Annotated in this window: 19 protein-coding genes; 9 read left to right on the top strand and 10 right to left on the bottom strand. The window is 47.3% G+C overall.

Features of this window, described 5'->3' with window-relative positions:
* The 5 genes from BMZ54_RS16965 to BMZ54_RS16945 all read left to right on the top strand — a co-directional run bounded on the left by BMZ54_RS16965 (position 1) and on the right by BMZ54_RS16945 (position 7,013).
* Positions 1-999, top strand: a complete 999-nt coding sequence (locus BMZ54_RS16965; protein ID WP_162277570.1) for a PorP/SprF family type IX secretion system membrane protein — start codon at positions 1-3, stop codon at positions 997-999.
* 17 nt (positions 1,000-1,016) lie between these two features.
* Positions 1,017-2,807, top strand: a complete 1,791-nt coding sequence (locus BMZ54_RS16960) for an OmpA family protein (RefSeq protein WP_089914315.1) — start codon at positions 1,017-1,019, stop codon at positions 2,805-2,807.
* Between the two features lie 101 nt (positions 2,808-2,908).
* Positions 2,909-3,268 carry a hypothetical protein gene (locus BMZ54_RS16955; protein ID WP_089914312.1) on the top strand — a complete coding sequence of 120 codons (360 nt, stop codon included), beginning with the start codon at positions 2,909-2,911 and terminating at the stop codon, positions 3,266-3,268.
* A gap of 103 nt (positions 3,269-3,371) precedes the next feature.
* A complete protein-coding gene (locus BMZ54_RS16950) occupies positions 3,372-4,484 on the top strand; it encodes an aminotransferase class I/II-fold pyridoxal phosphate-dependent enzyme (protein WP_089914309.1) in 1,113 nt (370 codons plus the stop codon).
* A 96-nt stretch (positions 4,485-4,580) separates the two neighbouring features.
* Positions 4,581-7,013: a penicillin acylase family protein gene (locus BMZ54_RS16945; RefSeq protein ID WP_089914306.1), complete on the top strand. Its 2,433-nt coding sequence runs from the start codon at positions 4,581-4,583 to the stop codon at positions 7,011-7,013.
* A 73-nt stretch (positions 7,014-7,086) separates the two neighbouring features.
* On the opposite strand, the gene BMZ54_RS16940 is transcribed toward BMZ54_RS16945, so the two are convergent.
* The 3 genes from BMZ54_RS16940 to BMZ54_RS16930 are packed head-to-tail and all read right to left on the bottom strand — an operon-like array spanning position 7,087 to position 10,017.
* Positions 7,087-8,151 (bottom strand): ArsO family NAD(P)H-dependent flavin-containing monooxygenase, encoded by a 1,065-nt coding sequence (locus BMZ54_RS16940; protein ID WP_202909274.1) that lies wholly within the window; start codon positions 8,149-8,151, stop codon positions 7,087-7,089.
* A gap of 33 nt (positions 8,152-8,184) precedes the next feature.
* Positions 8,185-9,072, bottom strand: a complete 888-nt coding sequence (gene bla / locus BMZ54_RS16935; protein WP_089915717.1) for a subclass B3 metallo-beta-lactamase — start codon at positions 9,070-9,072, stop codon at positions 8,185-8,187.
* Positions 9,073-9,117: 45 nt separating this feature from the next.
* Entirely contained in the window at positions 9,118-10,017 is a 900-nt protein-coding gene (locus tag BMZ54_RS16930) for a LysR family transcriptional regulator (RefSeq protein ID WP_089914303.1), read from the bottom strand.
* Between the two features lie 96 nt (positions 10,018-10,113).
* Here BMZ54_RS16930 and BMZ54_RS16925 point away from each other — a divergent pair, with 96 nt between their 5' ends.
* Positions 10,114-11,343, top strand: coding sequence for an MFS transporter (locus BMZ54_RS16925; protein ID WP_089914300.1), 1,230 nt, complete (start codon positions 10,114-10,116; stop codon positions 11,341-11,343).
* 40 nt (positions 11,344-11,383) lie between these two features.
* Here the strand turns inward: BMZ54_RS16925 and BMZ54_RS16920 are convergent, their stop codons facing one another.
* Entirely contained in the window at positions 11,384-12,229 is an 846-nt protein-coding gene (locus BMZ54_RS16920) for an AraC family transcriptional regulator (protein ID WP_089915714.1), read from the bottom strand.
* 88 nt (positions 12,230-12,317) lie between these two features.
* Between BMZ54_RS16920 and BMZ54_RS16915 the strand changes: the two genes are divergently transcribed.
* A complete protein-coding gene (locus tag BMZ54_RS16915; protein WP_089914297.1) occupies positions 12,318-13,256 on the top strand; it encodes an NADP-dependent oxidoreductase in 939 nt (312 codons plus the stop codon).
* An 84-nt stretch (positions 13,257-13,340) separates the two neighbouring features.
* On the opposite strand, the gene BMZ54_RS16910 is transcribed toward BMZ54_RS16915, so the two are convergent.
* Together BMZ54_RS16910 and BMZ54_RS16905 are read right to left on the bottom strand one after the other, a co-directional pair.
* On the bottom strand, positions 13,341-15,701 hold the full coding sequence (locus BMZ54_RS16910; protein WP_089914294.1) for an ABC transporter permease: 2,361 nt from the start codon (positions 15,699-15,701) through the stop codon (positions 13,341-13,343).
* A 300-nt stretch (positions 15,702-16,001) separates the two neighbouring features.
* Positions 16,002-16,919 (bottom strand): TIM barrel protein, encoded by a 918-nt coding sequence (locus BMZ54_RS16905; protein WP_089914290.1) that lies wholly within the window; start codon positions 16,917-16,919, stop codon positions 16,002-16,004.
* Positions 16,920-17,104: 185 nt separating this feature from the next.
* Here BMZ54_RS16905 and BMZ54_RS16900 point away from each other — a divergent pair, with 185 nt between their 5' ends.
* Entirely contained in the window at positions 17,105-18,334 is a 1,230-nt protein-coding gene (locus tag BMZ54_RS16900; RefSeq protein ID WP_089914287.1) for a BamA/TamA family outer membrane protein, read from the top strand.
* Here BMZ54_RS16900 and BMZ54_RS16895 read toward each other — a convergent pair.
* The 3 genes from BMZ54_RS16895 to BMZ54_RS16885 form a co-directional block, all read right to left on the bottom strand.
* Positions 18,331-19,332: a phosphotransferase gene (locus BMZ54_RS16895; RefSeq protein ID WP_089914284.1), complete on the bottom strand. Its 1,002-nt coding sequence runs from the start codon at positions 19,330-19,332 to the stop codon at positions 18,331-18,333. The two genes, BMZ54_RS16900 and BMZ54_RS16895, sit on opposite strands and share 4 nt — an antisense overlap.
* A 24-nt stretch (positions 19,333-19,356) precedes the next feature.
* On the bottom strand, positions 19,357-20,487 hold the full coding sequence (locus BMZ54_RS16890) for an FAD-dependent monooxygenase (protein ID WP_089914282.1): 1,131 nt from the start codon (positions 20,485-20,487) through the stop codon (positions 19,357-19,359).
* Positions 20,488-20,566: 79 nt separating this feature from the next.
* Complete coding sequence (locus tag BMZ54_RS16885; RefSeq protein ID WP_089914279.1) at positions 20,567-21,424, bottom strand: AraC family transcriptional regulator; 858 nt, start codon at positions 21,422-21,424, stop codon at positions 20,567-20,569.
* A gap of 96 nt (positions 21,425-21,520) precedes the next feature.
* Here BMZ54_RS16885 and BMZ54_RS32765 point away from each other — a divergent pair, with 96 nt between their 5' ends.
* Positions 21,521-21,664: a helix-turn-helix domain-containing protein gene (locus tag BMZ54_RS32765; RefSeq protein WP_143081039.1), complete on the top strand. Its 144-nt coding sequence runs from the start codon at positions 21,521-21,523 to the stop codon at positions 21,662-21,664.
* A 296-nt stretch (positions 21,665-21,960) separates the two neighbouring features.
* Here BMZ54_RS32765 and BMZ54_RS16880 read toward each other — a convergent pair.
* On the bottom strand, positions 21,961-22,166 hold a 206-nt coding region (locus BMZ54_RS16880; RefSeq protein ID WP_143081038.1), incomplete at its 5' end, for an integrase core domain-containing protein.

The raw sequence follows: 22,166 nt of genomic DNA, 5'->3' as shown, positions 1-22,166 counted from the left end.
ATGTGCAGCAGAAAGAAATGGTATATAGTAATACTGCTACTGGCAGCCTTGAATAGCAGGGCGCAGCAGAATGTGCAGTTCAGCCAGTATGCCTTTAACGGGTTAAGTGTAAACCCTGCCTATGCAGGTTATAAGGATGCCTTATACCTTAACACCATTTACCGGCAGCAATGGACCGGTTTGCCTGGTGCGCCGCATACCGGCGGAGTATCGGTAGATGGGCCTTTGCATCCGCTGAAAGCTGGTGCAGGAATAGGTTTGGGATTACAGGTAATGGCAGATGCAATGGGACCGCAGCAGGCATTTTCTTTTTACGGCTCCTATGCATACCGCATTCCTTTGGATAATGAAAATACGCGCCGCCTTTGCCTGGGTATAGCCCTGGGCGTTACGCAGTACCGGCTGGATGGGAAAGCGCTGCAGTACCTGGATGCGGATGACCCGGTGTTTCCGGCAGGAGGCGTAAACGCTTACTCGCCGGACGCGCGGTTCGGTATTTATTATCATACACCATCCTTTTTCCTAAGCCTGTCTGTGCTGGATCTCTTTTCCCGCTACACCAGCACATCGTATCACTGGAAAGGATATAACTACCAGAACATCCGTAAAACGCAGCACATTTACCTGGCAACAGGTTGTATGCTGCCGCTGTCGGAACATGTGCAGCTGAAGCCATCCATCATGCTCAAGGATGATTTTAAAGGGCCTACCAATATAGACCTGAATGCCATGCTGCTCATTGAAAATGTTTTCTGGATAGGCGGCTCGTTTCGTGCAGGCGTGCCCATATGGAACAAACAGCTGCCTTCCGGGCTGCAATCTGTGAATGCCGCCAGCGCTATCGTAGAATATTATGTATCGGAAAAGCTGCGCATGGGATATGCCTATGATATGAATATTAACAAGCTGGCCGGCGCCCAGGGGGGATCGCACGAAATATCTATCGGCCTGCTATTCCCGTCAAAGCATTACAGCACATCCAATCCACGGTACTTTTAAAAGAAGGGGACACTGATATGTTACGTTTTTACACCATTCTGTTAATGGTTTTAGTTTGGGGGCCTGTGCGGTTATATGCGCAGGAGCAAAAAAGCCTGCCGCAGCTGGCAGATGACGCTTTCGCACGGCAGGAATATGCAGTAGCTGCTACGCTTTATAGCAGGCTGGCGGAAAGAAAAGGTAATAAAGCATCGTTAAAGCTGCTGGGAAAAACAGCGCAGTGCTATATTGAAATGGCCCGCTTTACAGAAGCAGGTTACTGGTACCTGCAAATGATGGAACGTCCTGATTGCCCGGCAGAGATCCAGCTCCTGTATAGCGAGATACAAAAGAATATCGAAGAATATGATACGGCAAAAATTTACTTGGGCCGTTATAACAGCGCCGGTGCAGATAGTATTATGCAATGGAAAAATATCATGCTGGCCGGGTGCGACAGTGCGCTGTTATGGAAAAAAGATACACTGAACCTGGCAGTAGAGAATATAAAAGAGCTAAGCTCACAGGGGGCCGACTGGGTAAGCGGCATGATGAAAGCCGGGCTGCTGGTAGTATCCAACGGTTACCGTAAAATGGCGCTCAGTACCGGCGCCGAGCGTAACCCCGCTACAGATCCCCGCGTGAACCAGCCTTTCTTTAAAGCCTATCTGTTCAAACAATACACAAAAGGCGGCATAGTGAATAACGTGCTGGAAGAAGTATTGCCGAAGGTGTTGGGAAAGATCCCCTACCACGTAGGCCCGGTTTGTTTCAATAGCAGGGAAGATACTTTGTATGTGACCCTGAATGTTTGGGGAAAAGATATGGCCGACCGTACGAAGAAAGGCGCTGTGAATGGAAAACGTTTAATGTCGCTGTTCTGGTCTGTAAAGAAAGATTCAGTTTGGTCGCCACTGGAGCCGGTTGCAGCATTAAACATGGCCGGTTACTTTAGTGGTAATGCAACGCTGAGCAATGATGGCAATATCCTGTACTTTGTATCAGACCGTCCGGGCGGGCAGGGCAAAACAGATCTCTGGTACAGCGAAAAGCAGGCAGATGGTAACTGGGGGCCACCCGCCAACTGCGGGCCGGTGATCAATACCCGCTTTGAAGAAGGATTTCCCACCATGAATGAAGCAGGCTCGCTTTACTTTTCCAGCAAAGGACATCCGGGCATGGGCGGTTTTGATATTTTCCGTACCACGGGCAACCGTGCGGAATGGAGCGCTCCCCGCAACCTGCGCCGTCCCTTTAACTCCGGTTCAGATGACCTGGGCTTTGTAATAAAAAGCAACCAGTACGAAGGATACTTTTCCTCTAACCGCCGCGGCGGTGGTGGTGGTGATGATATTTACCACTTCATGGATACGCATATAACAGAGAAGCTGGAGAACCCCAAAGCCGGAAAACCAACGCCACCGGATACGGTGGCCGTTACGCCTGTACCTACTAAAACAGACAGCACTATTGTGAACAAGCTGGAAAAATTATATTTCCTGTATGATTATAACAGCGCAGTATTGCTGACAGCCTCCAAAGACCTGCTGGACCGCGTGGCAGTGGTATTGCAGCAGCATCCTGAATGGAAGCTGATGGTGCGCTCCTATGCAGATAGTCGCGGGTCTGACAAGTACAATATTAATCTTTCTGCCCTGCGCAGCTATGCCGTAATAGATTACCTGGTAAAAAGAGGCGTATCATCCAAACGCATGTACTATGAGAACCTGGGCGAGCGTGAGCTGGTGAACCCCTGTGGTAATGGGGTGCCCTGTGATGAAAGCCAGCATAGGGAGAACAGGCGCAGTATGCTGAAGATATTGTATTAGAAATAGGAAATTGTATATTTAATGCCATTGTATGGTCTTAGACGATATTCGTTTTTTATAAGAGCATTATGCAATGAATGTTGACATAAAAGAGCAAGGCAATGGCTAAAGAAAAGTTAAAGATATTAGGAAGAGCATCTGATAGCGTGAGAGCGATGTATTTAGTGAGATTAGGCATAGGTGAAAGAGAAGTATTGCTTTTCTGTGATTTTTCGGAATTTGATATTCCTATAGGAGCTGTTTTTACAATTGTAAAAGATATGGAAGGTGATGAACACCTTATTGGCGAGGTTACACTAAAGTCGGTCACTCAAGGTTTTTTTCTTCCTTTTGATATGGTTCCTGCAGGCCACAAAACACTTTGTGCTTTTGACCTTGGAAAGGAACAGCCTAAAATTATACAGAGATTATCTGCTATCAGTGATTGGTATGAATCGAAGGAATATTTGATATTACAATAATTATAGTTGCAGTAAAATAACAAAACAGGTTAGCTAGAGTTCCCGCCCTGATATTTTTTTTGCCGGTAACGGTTATTTGCTGCCGGATGTTTAGTTTTGGGGCATGAAGCAAGCATCCTTCTTACTGGATCAGCTGGCGCAGCGCCAGGCCCAGCACGCCCTACGCGAGCTGAAGCTGCCCGCCCCGCACATGGTGGATTTTTGTTCCAACGACTACCTGGGCATTGCCCGCAGTGCCGCTATGCAGGAGGCTGTGCATACCCTGTTAATGGAAAGGCCTTACATGCATGGCAGCACCGGCTCCCGTTTGCTGGCCGGTAACTATGCGTGGATAGAAGAAGCAGAGCAGAACCTGGCCGCCTTTCATGCCGCCAAAGCAGGCCTGATCTATAATTCGGGGTACGACGCTAATGTAGGATTGTTCTCCTGCGTACCGCAAAAGGAAGATACCGTGATCTATGATCAGCTGATCCATGCCTCTATCCGCGATGGCATTCGCCTGAGCCGCGCACAGGCCTTTTCTTTTTTACATAATGATGTGGCCGACCTGGAAAAGAAGCTGCAGCGTGCTACCGGCAATATATTTGTTGCCGTAGAATCCGTATACTCTATGGATGGGGATATGGCCCCGCTGAAAGAGATGGCCGCAGCCTGTGAAAAGGCCGGCGCTCATTTAATTGTAGATGAAGCCCATGCCACCGGCGTTGTAGGCCCGCAGGGCGAAGGCTTAGTACAGGCGTTGGGGTTAGCCGGTAAATGTTTTGCCCGTGTGCATACCTTTGGCAAAGCCCTGGGCTGCCATGGCGCCATTGTATTAGGGACTGATGAGCTGCGCAGATACCTGGTCAATTTTTCCCGCGCTTTCATATATACAACCGCGTTACCCCCTACAGCTATTGCCGCTGTTATGGCCAGCTATAACTTATTCCCTTATATGACAGAGGCCCGCACGCACCTGGCCGCCCTTATTGCCCGCTTCCGGCTGGCCACGCATACCCTGCAGGTGCTGCCCAGCGAAACACCCATCCAGATCGTGCTTACACCCGGCAATGAATTTACCCGCCGCCAGGCAGCCGCCTTACAGGCTGCCAATTTAGATATAAGGCCCATCCTGCACCCCACCGTACCCAAAGGGCAGGAGCGTTTACGCATTGTATTACACAGCTTTAATACGTTTGAGGAAGTGGATCAATGTACCAGTATGCTGATGGGGTAATGTACAAATGGAAAAAAGCGTGCATACACTACCGGTTTCATAATTTTACACTAATTTCATCTGCATATTGCACCATCTGCACATCAGCACATTATTATGAGATTCATACCCTTTCTTATAGCCGCCGTTATTACCCTTGCTTTAATTGGAGCCCTGAACCGCAAATGGGGATCCATCCCGCCCTTAGGTAAGTTCTTAAGCCCGCAGGAAGGGTTCTGGCAAAATGCAGAAGCTATCAGCAAAGATTATAATGAGGAGCTGGCCCTGCCCGGCCTCAAAGGCAAAGTAGAAGTATGGCTGGATGATCGTATGGTGCCGCATATTTTTGCAGAGCAGGAAGCCGATGCCTATTATGCAGAAGGTTACCTGCATGCCCGCGACCGCCTTTGGCAAATGGAATTGCAGACAATGGCCGCACAGGGGCGTTTAAGTGAGATCCTGGGCCCCAAGCTGCTGCAGTACGACCGCCGTCAGCGCCGCCTGGGTATGGGATATGCAGCAGAATTATCCGCAGCAGCCATGTTAAAGGACAGCACTACCAAAATGGTGGTGGAAGCCTATTCCGCCGGTATCAATGCCTATATCAGCAGCCTTTCTTACAGCGACCTGGCAGTAGAATACAAGCTGCTGGACTACCGCCCCGAACCCTGGAGCGCTTTGAAATGTGCTGCATTGCTGAAGTATATGTCGTACGACCTGGCCGGTGGCGTGAATGACCTGGAATATACCAATGCCCGCCGCCTGTTCAGCCCATCGGACTTTAATAATATGTACCCCGACCGTAACGATAGCATAGACCCGGTAATACCCAAAGGCACCGCCTTTGATAAACCGGTGAAGAATGCCGTTATGCCCGCAGACAGCGCCCTGCAGGAGGTAGCCGCCATGCTGCACTTTAAGCAGGACAAACCCGACCCGGATAACGGGAGTAATAACTGGGCCGTAAGTGGCAGCAAAACCCGCAGCGGCGCGCCCATCCTGTGTAATGACCCGCACCTGGGCTTAAGTCTGCCTTCTTTATGGTACGAAGTACAGATCAAAACGCCCGGCATGAATGTATATGGCGCCAGCCTGCCCGGTGCGCCCGGCGTTATCATAGGCTTTAATGATAACATAGCCTGGGGCGTAACTAATGGCTCTGAAGATGTGATGGATTATTACGCCGTGCAGTTCCGCAACGGGCGTCAGCAATATTTATTCAACGGGCAGTACCGCGATGCTGTGCCACGCGTGGAAGAGATCAAGATCCGCGGTCAGCAGTCTTATTACGATACCGTTGCCTACACCGTATGGGGGCCGGTAATGTTTGATAATACTTTTCACGATGATATTCCCGGGCAGCCTTTCCTGGCCCTGCGCTGGAAAGCGCATGACCCTTCCAATGAGCTGCTTACCTTCAATAGGCTGAACCATGCCCGTAATTACGATGATTACGTGGCTGCATTGGAACATTATACCTGCCCTGCGCAGAACTTTGTATTTGCTTCCAAAGCCGGCGATATTGCTTTATGGCATAACGGGGAGTTCCCGCTGCGCTGGAAAGATCAGGGTAAGTGGATCATGCCCGGCAGCGACAGCACCTTTGCCTGGCAGGGATATATTCCGCATGGCGAAGTGCCGCACATTAAAAATCCCGCACGCGGTTTTGTAAGCTCTGCCAACCAGCAGCCAACAGACAGCAGCTATCCTTATTATTACTTTGGTTATTATGACCTGTACCGTGGTAAACGGATCAATGAGCGTTTGAGCGCCATGAGCCAGATCACCACACAGGATATGATGCAGCTGCAGAACGATAATGCCAACCTGTTTGCACGCGCCGCCATACCCTTGCTCACCAGGCATTTGCCGGAGGCCGATCTTAAACCTGCACAACAGCCCTACTACCAGCTGCTGAAAGTGTGGGACCAGCAGAACAGCCCTGGCAGTAAAGGCGCTACCATCTTTTATATGTTGTGGGAAGGGCTTAAGCACCGCATCTGGGACGATGAGCTGATGAACCGTGCCGACAGCCTGGCGCTGGATTATCCGCAGGATAATGCCTCCCTGTTATGGCTGATCCGCGATTCCTCTATGCGTTTTGTAGATGATGTGCATACTCCGCAAAAAGAAACATTAACTGATCTGGTGCTGCAAACTTTTGCACAGGTAACAGATTCCGCGCAGAAGCTGGATCAGCGGCAGGAGCTGGAGTGGGGGCGTTTCCGTGGTACGGATATCCGCCACCTTACACGCAGCCTGCCCGCCTTTAGCCGTATGCATCTGTACACCGGCGGCGGTACGCATGTGGTAAATGCCACCAAAGCCAATCATGGCCCTTCCTGGCGTATGGTGGTGCAATTGGGCGCTACTACGGAAGCGTATGGTATTTATCCCGGCGGGCAAAGCGGTAACCCGGGCAGCCCTTATTATGATAATGCGGTGAGCGACTGGGTGCAGGGTAAGTATTACCTGTTGCACATCTTTGACCAAAAACAGCGGGATGATGCCGGTATAAAATTCAGGATGGTAATGCAGCCTAAGAGTTAATGCATAAAGGCTTTAAATTCATTGCAGCTGCCGGTGAAAGCCGGCAGCTGTTTTTTATGCATGTTGTGTCATGCTATACCTGCAGAAAAGCAGCTATTTCCTCTACGGTTCGTTTAGCCGTTCTGCCCACTGCTATTAGTGTGGCAGATGCAAAGCCTGTCCAGCTGCCGTAACCTACCAGCCACAGGCCATCTATGGTTAATGCTTTGGTTATTTTGGTAAGTATTTCCCCATCCGGCTGTATAATACCCAGTGGCCGCAGGTGTTCCAGTGCCGGGCGAAAACCGGTACAAAAGATAACGGCGTCCACAGGCTCCTGCCGCCCATTATCCCAGCCAATACCATCAGCATAAAAGTGATCAAAGGCCGGTAAGGCCTGGTACACGCCGTGCTCCCGTGCAGCTTTTACTGCAGGCACCATTACAATTTGTCCCAGTGGAGGTTTTTGATCAGGTTCCCTGCCTTGTTTTTTAGCTTCATAAAGCTGTGTGGCAGCATCAAACAAATAACGCCCATCCACATCATCGGGTAAAAAAGAGGGCTGTTCCCGTGTGATCCAGAGTGTATCCGTTACCGTAGCTATATCTGCCAATATCTGCGCACCGGAATTACCTTCACCCACTACGGCTGTCCGTTTGCCCCTAAAGTGCTGCGGCTGCTGGTATTGGGAAGAATGCAGCACCTGGCCTTTGAAAATATCCCTGCCGCGGATACCTGGTATATATGGATTGGTAAAACTGCCGGTAGCGCTTACCACTGTTTTGGCATAATAAATACCGCTGGTGGTGGTTAGCACAAATACATCATTTTGTTTTGTTACGCTCTGCACAGTAACCGGCCGCACTACCGGAAAGGCATATCGTGCTTCATACTTTTGCAGGTAGCTGATAGCTTCATCCCGGGTAGGGTAGTAGTCCGGCCCGCCTGGCATAATAACGCCGGGCAGTGAGCTCCATTGTGCGGGGGAGAACAGGTGCAGCGAATACCAGTTATGCGGCCAGGACCCGCCAGGGATGGGCTCCTTATCCAGCAGCAGGTAACGCAAATTTGTTCTGCGCAGGTAATAGGCAGTTGCCAGCGCGCTTTGTCCGCCACCAATAACAATTACATCATATAATTTTTCCTGTTCGTTGTTCACGTATCATACTATTAAACTAATCTCTTGCGCGGGTTAATGCTTATCGCTCCCCAACTTTTTAAGATAGGCTTTCTGCAGATCACTTAAAATGGAATCATAACCCGGCCGGTCATTAAAGGCTGCAGGGTTATAGGCATCGCCGGGTTTATGTTTTTCGTGCAGGTCGAACTGGCCTGCATGGGCTGCGAACCAGAGATCAAATTCCAGCTTTTTCATTGCATCAAGCGTATAGGCGTAATCTTTAGCAACATCCGGGTAGGTGGGCATGCCTGCAAGGTTGGTCTCTTCCAGCACAGAGGGCATATTGGCGATCAATACCCGGTAGGTATGCAGCGTATCATTAACCGTGAACAAAAAGCTGCTGGAGCCTTTAGTATGCCCCGGATGGTGTAGTAGGATCACCTGCATGCCGCCAAGCGTTACCGTATCCTGATCATGCAGCAGCCGGTTGGCCTTAACAGGTGTATATTCAAAGGCAGGGTTGCCGCCCAGCGCATAATCAGATCTTCCCCCGTCTGCCAGTACAGGTGCATCCTTTTCATTGATCATCATTTTTGCACCTGTTATTTTCTTTATCGCTGCCATTGCACCTACATGATCAGCATGTGCCTGATTGGTCAGTAATATTTTGATGTCGGAAAATTTGAATCCTAATGCTTCCACATGCTTCCGGATCATAGGAGCAGATCCCGGTATACCGGTGTTGATCAGTATATGGCCTTTGGGAGTGGTGATAAGATAGCAGGCCAGCTCATAGGAGCCTACGTAATATAGGTTGCCGGCAATTCTGAAAGGCGCATAATCCTGCGACCAGGTTTCCGGCGGAGTGTAAGCGCCTGCAGGCTTTTGGGCATGAGCGCAGAGTTGGGTCAGCAACAGGGTTGTTATCAGTAAAGTGAGTTGAAATAATCTTTTAAGCATAGTTGTAAATGGTAATAATACAAACATAAACAAACTATCCACCATTTACACCGCCTGTTCCTTAAAAAACCCTTCTATCAGGCTGATCTCCTTTGCAAACATGGTACGTTTCCTTTTACCAAAGTACAGGGTATTCTCCAGCACTGTGTGCCCTTCCCATACCAGCTTTAGCTTTCCGGTTTGCAGCTCGTTACGGCATAAAAAATCAGGTATCACGGCAAAGCCTGTACGGTTACTCAAACATCTTACAATGGAGCATTTATTGGGCACAATATAATTGGGCCGGAAATCGGGGTGGTTGTTGAAATTTGTTTGCCAGAATTTGCGCAGGTTCTCCATATCCGTAGCAGTGCTGTACCATACCTGTTGTTTCAGCCAGCTGGCGGCATCTGCATATTTCTTTTTTTTGACCAGCTGTTCAAAGGGTTTGCTGTCCTGCTTTTCACCGCTTACCAGCACAATGCGCTCTTTGGAAAATGGTTTGTATTCCAGGTTAGGCTGGTTACCTTTTTGTGGCGTAATAATAAGGTCCAGCAGGCCATTGTCCAGCTCATGCTGCATTTCGGGGTATTCGCCAAATTTAATGCTCACGTTAAAGGGCAGTTCGGAAATATATTGTTCCAGCGTAAACTGGAATGTTTCCAGGCACATACCAATGTTGATATTGGATTTATTGGTATCGGCGCTTTTATGAAAGTGCTCTTCCGCTGCTTCCAGCTTGTTCAGCGCATCGGAAATAAAGTTGTACAGCACCTTAGCCCGGTCTGTAGCTACCATTTTCCGTGCCGACCGGTCAAATAATTTATACCCCACATACGCTTCCAGCGAGTTCAGATGCAGGCTTGCGCCTGGTTGTGAGATATATAATGTTTGCGCAGTAGCGGTAAGCGAGCCGGTTTCATATATGGTTTTGAACGTACGGAACCATTCCAGGTCTAATAGCATAATCTATCATTTTAGTAATGCAAAGGTACTATTTAACTTATTATGCTAATAATATGGCCTGGGGTAATTTTGTTGCGGAAACAAATCAACCGGATAATGGAATATACTAACTTGGAAGCAGCAGTAATAACACCTGCCGCCGTAACCCGCACCAGTAAAGGATTGCCCGCTGCCTTATGGGCTTTAACCATCAGCGCTTTTGCTATTGGTACCACAGAATTTGTAGCAGTAGGCATACTGCCTACCATCGCACAAAGCTTACATGTAAGCGTTGCCACTTCGGGCCTGCTGGTAAGCATATACGCCATGGGCGTAGCGCTTGGCGGCCCTTTACTTACCGCGCTCACCGGCAGCCTGCCCCGCAAGCCTCTATTGGTAGGTTTAATGGGCTTATTCATTGCAGGACACATTGCATCAGCCATGGCCCCCGACTTTATTACCTTACTGATAGCGCGTTTTATTTCAGGCTTTGCGCATGCAGTGTTCTTCGGAGTAGGGGCTACTATTGCAGCCACGCTGGTAGCGCCGGATAAAAAGGCTACCGCCATCGCAATTATGTTTGCCGGGCTTACCATTGCCATTATTATGGGCGTGCCGCTGGGCACCTTTATTGGTCAGCATTTTGGCTGGCGTGCTACCTTTTTAGGTGTAGTGCTGTTAGGTGCTGTTGCTTTTGCAGCTACCTGGATCCTGCTTCCCAATCATCTTAAAAGCAGCCCGCCACTGAAATTAAAACAGCAGCTGCAGGTATTAAAAAGCGGCCCTATCCTGCTGGTGCTGGCTATTACGGCCTTTGGTTATGGCGGTACTTTTGTAACCTTCACCTACCTTGCTACGCTGCTGGAAAAGATAAGCGGGTTCTCCGCTGCATCAGTAAGCCTGCTGTTATTGGTGTATGGGCTGGCTATTGCCTTTGGTAATGTAATAGGGGGCAAGCTGTCCAACACCAATCCTGCAAAGACCTTGATCAGCATGTTCTTTTTACAGGCGCTGGTGCTGTTATTATTTTCTTTCACGGTATATTTTAAAGTAGCGGCAGTAGTTACCTTATTTGCAATGGGTATTTTATCTTTTGCTACGGTGCCCGGGTTGCAGCTATATATTGTGCAGCTGGCGGAAAAATACTTGCCGGGCACGGAGGATATTGCCTCTTCCCTGAACATTTCTGCCTTTAACCTGGGGGTAGCTATCGGTTCCTATGCAGGTGGTAAAGCAGTAGGCAGCGCGGCCCTGGGCCTGCCGGCTACACCCTGGTTGGGTGCGTTGATCGTATTATTGGGAGCTGTATTAACAGTGTATAGTTACCGCGCGAATAAAGGTAAATAAAGATTGCAGCATCAGCGGATAGTATATAGGCGCTTTTGTTTCACGCAGTCTGGTGCTTCTTATTCCTGAACTGCGAAGGGCTGATACCTTTAAGCTTGCGGAAGAATTTATTCAAATGGCTTTCATCCGTAAAGCCCAGCTCCGCCACTATTTCATTAATACGCAGGTCGCTGCGCAGCAGGCGGCTTTCTATCAGCTTTAGCTTATAGTTATTAATGTACTGCTGCATGGTTTCATTGGCATGCTTTTTAAAATAGCGGCCCAGGTAGGAGGCCGATACGCCAAACTCCTTGCTGATGGCTTCCGTACGCAGCTTCTCCGGCGCATAGATATGCTGCTGAATGTATTGCAGTATATCCAGCGCTTTTTCATCCGTAGCTTCATTTACTTCCTGCGGCAGGTACTTGGCAATGTTGCGCGCCACCACTACAATGAGGGTGTTCACCAGCTGCTGGATCAGCTCTTTATTAAAAACGTCCCGGTTCACATACTCCCGTATGATGGCTTCCACAATAGGTTTTACCAGGCTTTTATCGGTTTGGTTCCTAAGAATGCAGCCCGGCTGGTGGTTGGCATTCTGTAAAATAAATTCCAGCTTTTCCCGGTTGGCGGCAGGTATGCTGCTGTTGCGGATAAAAATATCATTAAAGCGGATAAAGAAGAACTGTGTAGTGCTTTTTATATCAAAGGAATGGCAATCTTCCGGGGTAATAAGGAACATGTGCCCCGGATGATAGTTGAACGAATGTTTATTGATGCACTGCGTACCGGTACCGGATAAAATGTACACCAGCTCAAAGAAAGTATGTTTATGCTCATACTCCGGCAGCTCGTCCAGCTCTTTGAACACAATTTCAAACGGCTCGTACAGGTTTTCCTTTATCATGTGACAAATGTACAGAAAAAGCGAAAAGTTATACCAGTAAATAGCCATCTCGCCTGTATAATTTTGTGTTATTAAATCAATAAGCCACATGAAAGCAATTATCGTAGCGCAGCCTGGAGGGGTCGAAAACCTTATCCATACACAAATAGATACCCCTGTTATTGGCGATAACGAAGTACTGGTACAGGTAAAAGCCATCAGCATTAACCCGGTAGATGTAAAGAGCCGCCAGGGCAGAGGTATGTACGGCCGGCTGAAAACGTTTTCCCCTCTGATCTTAGGTTGGGATATATCCGGCGTGGTTACTGCTTCCAGCTCTCCGCAGTTCAAAGCAGGTGATGAAGTATTCGGGATGGTGAATTTTCCCGGCCATGGTAAGGCCTATGCGGAATACGTAGCCGCACCTGCCGCACACCTGGCATTAAAACCGGCTAACATTTCCCACGCGGAAGCTGCTGCTGCAACACTGGCGCCTTTAACCGTTTGGCAAACCCTCGTGCAATTTGGGCAGGTAAAGGCAGGCCAACGGGTACTTATACACGCAGCGGCTGGGGGGGTAGGGCACTACGCCGTACAAATAGCCAAACACCTGGGCGCTTATGTAATAGGCACCTCTTCTGCTGCCAACAGGGATTTTGTGTTAAGCCTGGGGGCTGATGAACATATCGATTACAGGTCTCAGCAATTTGAGAAAGTAGTGAACAATATTGATTTTGTGCTGGATGCTATTGGCGGTGATCATATTGACCGTTCCCTGGAAGTAATTAAACCCGGCGGCACGCTCGTAAGCATTCCCTCCGGCCTTAGTGAGGAGGTAACGGAAAAGGCAAAGGCAAAAGGCATCCGCGGCGCGTTTATACTGGTACAATCCAGCGGAGAGGATATGAAAGCACTCGCTGATTTACTGGCCAAAGGTCAGCTCAGGTCCCATGTATCACAAACCTTTGCTTTTGCGGATATGGACAAAGCGCATTTGCAGGTGGAAAGCGGCAGAACAGTGGGGAAGGTTGTTGTAATTAATAATTAATAATTAAGAATGAATAATGAATAATTAATAATTGAGTAGTGCGTATGGATACACACCGGTAATTAATTATTCATTATTAATTAATCACTCAGCTCTTAAACTTTTTATAGGATTAACAACTGCTGCTTTTATAGATTCATAGCTAACAGTTAACCAGGCAATCCCAAGAGCTGCCAGGGATGCCGTAAAGAATACCAGCCAGCTAACATTAATATGATAAGCAAAACCAGCTAACCAACTGTTTACAGCATACCAGGAAAGTGGGATAGCTATAACTATGGCAATCAGGATCAACCTGGTGATCCCGGAGGATAATAAATAGACAAGGTTTAATACAGATGCGCCTAAAACTTTGCGAACTCCAATTTCCTTGGTACGTTGCTCCGCCATAAAGGCCGATAAACCATATAGACCCAGGCAGGAAATAAAAATGCCCAGGATAGCAAAAAGGTTAAAGATGTTGCCCATCTGTTGTTCTCCTTTATAAAGATTAGCCATATCCTTGTCAAGGAAATCGAATTTAAAGGGATAGGCCGGGTTGAGCTGCCGGCTTATCGTTGACAGCGCCTGTATGGTTGCGCTGGTTTTACCTGGCAATGTTCTTACTACTACAAAACCGCCATCCTTATTGTAACGTAAGATCAATGGCTCTATAGCCTGCTGGATCGGTTTAAAATTAAAATCCTTTACAACGCCAATGATCTTACCATTATAACCGGTAAATGATAAGGTCTTACCAACTACCGTAGCTGCATTTAAGCCCATAATGCCCAGCATTTTTTCGTTGATCATGAAGTTATTTGAATCGGCCGGAAAGGATTCTGAAAAGCTTCTGCCATTTAACAGCTTTAGCTTAAATACACGTATGAAATCCTCATTAACATCCATCAATTGGTAAACTATTTGTAAATGGGGATCCTTTCCATCCCAGTTTGCACCTAAATTCCCGGCAACCAGGTTGGTGGGCAGGTCAGAAGTAATGGTAAAATCAGTGGTAAGCGGATTTTGTTTTAACTCATTCTTTAAGGCCTGCTGCCTGCTCCAGAGGTCTCCTGTTATCGGCATATACAAAAGATTGGCTTTTTCAAAACCGGGGTTGCGGTCTTTGATAAATGTAAGCTGATTATAAATAACAACAGTGCCTACCAGCAATACAATGGATACGGTGAACTGGGTTACTACCAGGGCGTTGCGGAACAGCAGATTTCCGCCCATTGATCTTATGTTTGCTTTGAGTACTTTAACCGGGTTAAAACCGGAAAGAAATAATGCCGGATAGCTGCCGGAGATCAATCCGGTCAGTAAAGCTGTGCCCAAAAGGCTTAACCAGAACCTGGCATCTGAAAGAGGAATGGCCAGTTTTCTGTCCGCTATTCCATTGAATACCGGCAGGAATAAACAGACAATCCCCAACGCAAGAACGAGGGAAAGAAATGAAATAAGAACAGACTCACTTAAGAACTGGAGGATCAGCTGTCTGCGTATCGCGCCTGCCACTTTCCGTAAGCCAATCTCTTTTGCCCTCCGGGCTGAACGTGCGGTAGCCAGGTTCATAAAATTGATACAGGCTACTATCAGTATTAAAATAGCGATAATGAAAAAGATATTTACATATTGTGCATTCCCATGGCCTGGCATATCTCCCAGCCTTGCCGGCGCCAGATGGATGTTGGTTAAAGGCTGCAGCTGGAACACAACGTGGAATGAACTATGGTTATGAAAGATCTGGTTCATTTGCTTTTCCAGCGCTGCTAAATTTGCAGAGGAAGGATCAAAACCCTTATCTAATTGAATATAGCTGTGAACATTGAAGCTTTCCCATGTATTTCGCTGAGCGTCTTTCGTTTTCTCCGGGGCTGCCATCGGAAAAATAAAGTCAAATTGCAGGTCTGAATTAGCAGGAATGTTGGCCAGAACGCCCGTTACTACCACATTTTCATGATGGTCTTTTCGTAAGAATTTACCAATTGGGTTTTGGCTCCCAAAGTATTTAGCCGCCATTGCCTGCGTTATTAAAACACCGTCCGGCTGTTTTAATGCCGTAGCACGATCCCCCTGTACAAGAGGAAAAGAAAATACATCCATGAAGCTCGGGTCCGCGTAGAACACACGTTCTTCCTCAAATCTCCTGTTATCTGTTTCAAGCAGCACTTTAGAAATTTCACTTAGCCTGACGGTATTTTTTATAACCGGCATTTCTTCTTTCAACCCGGCAGGCATACCTTCTGCGTTGAGCGCGATCTTAAGATCACCGAAATCTCCGGTGATACGATATATCTGGCCGGCATTTTTATGGAACCTGTCGTAGCTTAATTCATTTTGTACCCAAAGCAAGATCAGGATACTTGATGCCAGGCCTATTGCTAAACCTGATATATTAATAATGGAGTAAGCTTTATCCTTGATGATATTCCTGTAAGCGAGTTTGAAGTAAGTCTTAAACATGCGCGTATGATATTTTTGAGATGGCACTATACTGGCCAACAATTGAATAAAATACGTGCCAATTGCATAACATGCTGATAATAAGCATTCTTGTATCGGTGTGTTGTTCGAAAACGTACAGCAGGTGTACGCTTTTACAAATAAAAATGAGCCTGTTACAAAAAAGCGGCTTCACACTTTTTGTACCAGGCTCACAATTGATGCCCGGCAAGCCGGTACACGCATAAACTCATCATTCGCTACACCAGATCCGTAATTCGAAATTAACCAATTCGTAATTGAAGCGCGCGGACCGGACACCTAGTATCCCCATGCCTTCATCTGCTTCAGATCCAGCTTCGCACTTTCCAGCGGGGTTTTATCCTGGTAAGATTCCTGTTCAATAATAAAGTATTTGGTGCCGCCGGACTGTTTGCCCAGGTCTATTACCTGTTTTACCGGTATAATGCCCTTACCCAGCACGGTGCTTTCATAAGCGCCGCCCATTTCGCCGCCTTTGGCAGCTTTGATCTCATCTTTCACATGCATCAGCTCAAAACGGCCGGGGTATTGCTTTACAATGTCCAGCGCTATACCGCCTGCATGGTACATATTGCCAATGTCCAGCTGCTGGGCTACCAGCGATGGGTCAGTGTTCTGCAATATCAGGTCAAACAGTTTCTGGCCATTCAATTTGGTGCTGAACTCAAAATCGTGGTTGTGGTAGCCGAACTTCATGCCCGACTTTTTACACAGCTCCCCGCTTTTGTTAAACACATCCATATAGGCTTTAAAGTCGTCGTAGGTTTTGCGCAGGCCTTCATCCAGCCAGGGGCTTATCACATAGCGCTGGCCTACGGTAGCGGCATCTTCCACCGTATATTTCCAGGCATCGGTAAAATCTTTCTTAGCAGCATCCCAGTGCTGTTTGCCCATTACAGTATGGCCGCTGGGCATTAAAAGACCCAGGCCGTCCAGCAGCTTTTTAAACTCCGTGGCGGAATAGCCGTAGAATTTACGGTCTATGTAGTTGGCATGCTCCACGTATTTGTAGCCCATACCGGCCAGCTGCTTCAAGGTACCGGAAGGGTCTTTTTTCATATCATCCCGGATGGAGTAGAGCTGTATGCCCAGTATTTCTTTGGCGCGGGCGGCCGCAAATAATTCGTTCCTTAATAACGTGGTACCTGCAACGGCTAAGGCGCCGGTACGCAGAAAATTCCTTCTTGAAATGTGCATAGTAGTGTTTGTTTATGAACGTGAAATAACGTTGTGTAAAAGGGAACCTGAATATACTCAATTTAAGTTAAAATCATAGGGGCTTACTAAGCATCAGCCGGGTACTGGCACAATATTTTGTTTATATAAACAGATCTATTTGTGTAACTGAGGGCCTGATAGCCCGTAAAAGAACGCGTACCCGGATGAAAAAATGGTGGCTGATCATACTCTTACTTTCTCCCTGCTGTGTTCTGGCACAGAACAAGGGCCTGGATTCATTGCAGAAAAGGAACTATGACCCTGACGAGGATACCGTGCCACGGCTGGATGTAATAGACCTGTTCAACGATTTATTCCACATAAAGTCCCATAATGTCCCCAAAAGAAACGGGAAGGTGTATTATTCATTAATACCCGTTCCCACGAATATACCCGGGGGTGGTACCGCGCTGGTTACCTCTACCCAGGCGGCGTTTTACCTGGGTCCCCGGCGCACCACGCGTATCTCCAACGTAACGTTCTCGCCGTCCTTTTCTTTTTCAGGCCGGTTCTCGTTCTCCGTGCGTCCCAACTTATGGTTTCAGGGTAACGACCGTAATATTGTGGGCGATGTACGCTTTATTGTGAACCCGCAATATACCTGGGGCCTGGGCAAAGGCGGCGCGGGCGACGACCGCGAGCTGCTGGGCAATAACTATTTCCGCTTCTACGAAACTTTTTATCAGCGTATAAGACCAGGATTGCTGGCTGGGATAGGTTATCACCTGGACTGGCATTCGGCCATTAAGGTAAGAAGTAATGATTCTTTGTACCTGCCGGATTATGTAAAGTATGATTATGGTACAGCGCCGGGCAAACAATCGGTTTCTTCGGGTATTTCGCTGAACGTGCAGAATGATACGCGGGAGAACCCCATTAACCCCCAATCCGGGTATTATGTAAATGCTATTTTCCGTATTAACCCTACTTTCCTGGGGAGTAATGATAACTGGAAATCTTTGTACGTAGATTACCGGCGTTATTTCCATTTTGGCCCGGAAAGAATGCAGAATGTGCTGGCTTTTTGGGGCTATTACTGGACCACGCTTAGTAGTAAAACACCTTACCTGGATCTGCCCAGCATAGGCTGGGACCCTACCAACCGCAGTGGCCGGGGTATAGACCAGAACCGCTTTCGTGGCAAGGGCCTTATAGACCTGGAAGCAGAGTACCGGCGCGATATTTTACCCAGCGGCTTCCTGGGTTTTACCCTGTTTGCAAATATGAATACAGTAACGGAAAGGGATAAGTACCGCTTTACCGGCTTTCACCCCGCAGCCGGTGCGGGCCTGCGCATTAAGTTCAACAAACGCTCCAATACCAACATAGCGCTGGATTATGGCTTTAGCAAGTTTGGCAATGTATTTTACATTAACCTGGGCGAAGCATTTTAAAGTACCTGCATAGCCCCATGATCTTCAATAGCAGTAATGCATTTTTGCAGGATGGGGAACTGCGCGGGCCATGGTTTTCCCGCCTCCATAACCTTCACCAGGTGCAGGGCCACCGGTGGCAGCAGGTTCCATAATAAGGCCGCTTTATAATCCTGCAGGCAGCGGTGCGTTGGGTAAAGAATGCCCTGCGCGTGTAAGCATGCCCGGTAGCTTTCCAGTAAAGTATATTCCATGCTGCGGCGCAGCTCCGTAGTAAGGCTGGTAGCTATAAACCTCGCCACATCCAGCATGCCGCAGGCCTGCTGCATAAACTGGAAGTCTATCAGCGTAACATTATCTTCCCTGAAAAAAATATTCTGGCTATGGTAATCGCCATGTACTATGGTGCGCGGCGCTGCCATTAGCAGGGATTGCAGCTCGCCAAGCCGGTTGGTGATATTGGGTAGATAAGGTTGCAGCAATGCCGGCCATTCACCACCGTATGCCTGCAGGCGTTGAATGCAAAAGTTACCGGCCGGCGAAGTGTTAAGTGCTTGCACCCACTGCAGGCCGGCAGGCAGGTCACGATCCCACCATTGTGCATGCAGCTGCGCTATTTGCCGGATGGCCAGCTGCGCCTGTACCGCATTACAACCTGCCAGCTGTTTTACAAAACAGCCATTGTGCAGTTCTTCCAGCAGCAGGTAATTTTCATCACCCGCATAATATACAGGAGCAGGAATACCGGGAAACCAGGAGCTGGCCTGCTGGTAAAAAAAGGCCTCTGTTTGGCTGAATGCAGCACTTTCCGTTAGTTGATAGGAGGGCAGCTTAACGATAAATGTACCTGGCCCCGGTGTATGCGCATAGGTAACATGCAGGCGTTGCACGTTCCCTACCAGGCCGCCGCCTTCCAGGGTTTCCGGCATTACGGACAGGATGCGGGTATCTGCCGCCAGCCAGCCTGCGCTGCGTAGTATGTGCTCCAATTGTGCAGGTAACAAAAATTGTGTATTCAAGCAGCAAAAGTAACAATATACCTGTTAAAAGTCAGGGCCAAAGCCTTCTGTATTTCTTTTGCGGATGGCTTCTTCGGTTCCTGGAACAAGTATATCTAATCCCACGCTTACAACTTTTGCCTGAACTTCCTCTATAAAGGGACGGAAATTTTGATTGTACTCCAGGAACGACAGTTCAAAATTTCCATTGTGTTTGTGAAAAGCATCCGCTAATGCGGCAGCTCCATCTATTGCCAGTGATCCGCCTTTTCCCGCAGCTGGCGAAGCACAATAGCCAGCATCGCCCACCAACGCCACTCTGCCTTTGGTCCATGACGGCATTTTTATCTGGCAAAGCTTATCGAAGTAAAAGGTTTTCGATCTTTTTACTTCTTCCAGTAATGCCGGGGTTCTCCAGCCTTGTCCGGCAAATTGTTCCAGGATAATTTTTCTTTGTTGTTCTTCATCACGGTAATCGTAGGAGATCTCTTTTGCTGAACGGAAGCAAAAAATTATATCGGTCTTATTGTTGTAGGCATTCAGCATTACAGCCTTATCCGGCACATTATAGAATTGCGTGGTGTTCTCTTTTATCAGCAATTTGTTTACGATGGTGATGGAGAAATATTGACCGAGAAAATGTGAGTATTCAGCTTCGTGTCCAAACCAGATCTTTCTGATAGCCGAATGGATGCCGTCACAACCAAATACCAGGTCAAAAGCCTGCTGTGAGCCATCTTTAAAGGTAGCTTCGATATGATCTTTTGTTTCGTTTAAGGCAGTGATGCTGTTGTTGAAAATGAATGTAACATCATCCTTCACAGTATCAAATAACATATTGAGCAAGGTGTTCCTCTCAATTTCATATGCATCATCCGGCAGTTCCTCACCCGATTTCTTTAATGTCATTGTTCCTTCCGTAACATCATCCGCATTTTTAAATTCCAGCATTTCCATAGCCAGCCTGTTTGACCTGATCTGCTCAAAAAGCCCGATGCGCTTAACGATGTTAACGGTGTTCCCCTCCACATTCACAGGTGTGCCGCCCATTTTAAGCCCGTTTGCAATTTCAACAACCGTTACTTTATAACCCAGCTTGTTCATCCAGTAAGCGGTTGAAAGGCCGGCAAAGCTTGCGCCTGAAACGAGTACCTTTTTTTCTTTTAATGGTTCCATTTTTTGTACGATCTTTTGTTGCTGCAAAGGAACATCGTACAATCAACGTGAACAATAACAATACAGAGTAGGTATTATACTAATCGAGGTTTTTATTCCGGAAGGCCAATGGGGTCATCCCTGAAATATTCGTGAACAGCCGTGAGAAATACGGGTAATTATCATAGCCCAGTTCAAATGCAATTTCTTTTACCGATCTGTCAGAATGATAGAGCAGACGTTTGGCTTCTAAAATAGTACGTTGCTGTATGTGATAGGTAACGGGATAGCCGGTTGCGTTTTTAACGCATTCGTTCAGGTAAGGGGTAGATATATTTAGTTTTTGGGCGTAGGCTGCCGGGCGTTTAACAGTAGCATAATGATGTTCCAGTATTTCCTTAAAGGCCTTGGTAACAACTTCAAACCGGGAAAGTTTGTCTGTTGGTCCGGATTGTTCTAAATACAGTGAAATGACTAATGCGACCCATGCGTTGCAGCTATCTTTTAGTAAGGAATGATATAATTTATCAGGGTTCCTTTTAGAAAATCTGAGGCAAAGGGATACTGCTCCGGAGATCAGGGAAAACGTTTCTTTCTTTAACAGCAAAGGTTTTGCGGGGGTGATCTCTTCCAGTAATTTCAAATATGCAGGATTGAGGTTTTCATTATTGATCCCCAAACTGCTGACCATTACATTTTCAAATGCTAAGATCCGATGCACCTGGTTGGGGTGCATGTAAATGACAGCGGGAGACCTGATCTTATATTTTTTAAAATCAATTTCAAGCGTAATGGTTCCATTTTCAAGCAGGAAGAATGAATGACGGTCGTGCCGTTCCGGGCGCTCCAATTCCTCAAAACCAGGCAGATCTTTAAAAGATATTTTTTCAACGAAAATGCCTGCGTTAAGCTCGCCATCAAAATGGTTTACAGGAATGGAAGTCGTTCTTTTGCGCATTATTATGGTGCTATTGTGCCAAAGATAGTGATGATTATCTTTGTAATATGAAACACGTGTCTGTTTTAATCCCCGAAGGAGACATCAGTCTCAGTAATGTGGAAGGCATCCACCATTAATGAAGTGATGTATGATATTGGTTATAACGATACCAGATCTTTCCGGGATATATTTAAGCGCATCACGGGTATGCCGCCGGTAGATTACCGGAGCCGGTTTAACCGGGAAGTGATGGCATGAAATTTTGCTGTTTTACAAATGCAATGGCCTGATAGGTTTAAAAAAACTTGTCAGGCCTTTGTTTTTTTTAGAACTGTTAGCTCTAAAGTATACTAATAGTTTCAGTACTGCATTTCGCTTCGCATCCGGTTGCAAAGAACGGATAAGCCATATATAAGCTATATGTAAGCTATATGTGAGCCGTATATAAGCTATCCCTTATAAGAGATGGCTTGTCTTAGTACAGAAAAACCTTACAGTTGACGTATTGAATGCAGAATTGGCTTTACATGTTGTAGATTGTTTCAGCGAGCGCTTTACAAGGGTAATTTACTCATTGTTTTTTTTCTTGGCTTCCATTTTTTGGCCAAAGGGCCTGTTCTGGTATGTGCCTCATTGGGCGTCAGATAGTTACAACTCATATGAGGCCTGACACGGTTATAATAGTCGATGGCCTTACCAACAGCATTGACGGCGTCGCCATAGTTGCTAAACGTCCTTTTCAGCCCAAACTCATGTTTTA

This window comes from Chitinophaga rupis, assembly GCF_900109685.1.
Lineage (GTDB): Bacteria > Bacteroidota > Bacteroidia > Chitinophagales > Chitinophagaceae > Chitinophaga > Chitinophaga rupis.
Note: the sequence above shows the minus strand (reverse complement) of the source record. Positions and strands in the feature narration are given on the sequence as shown.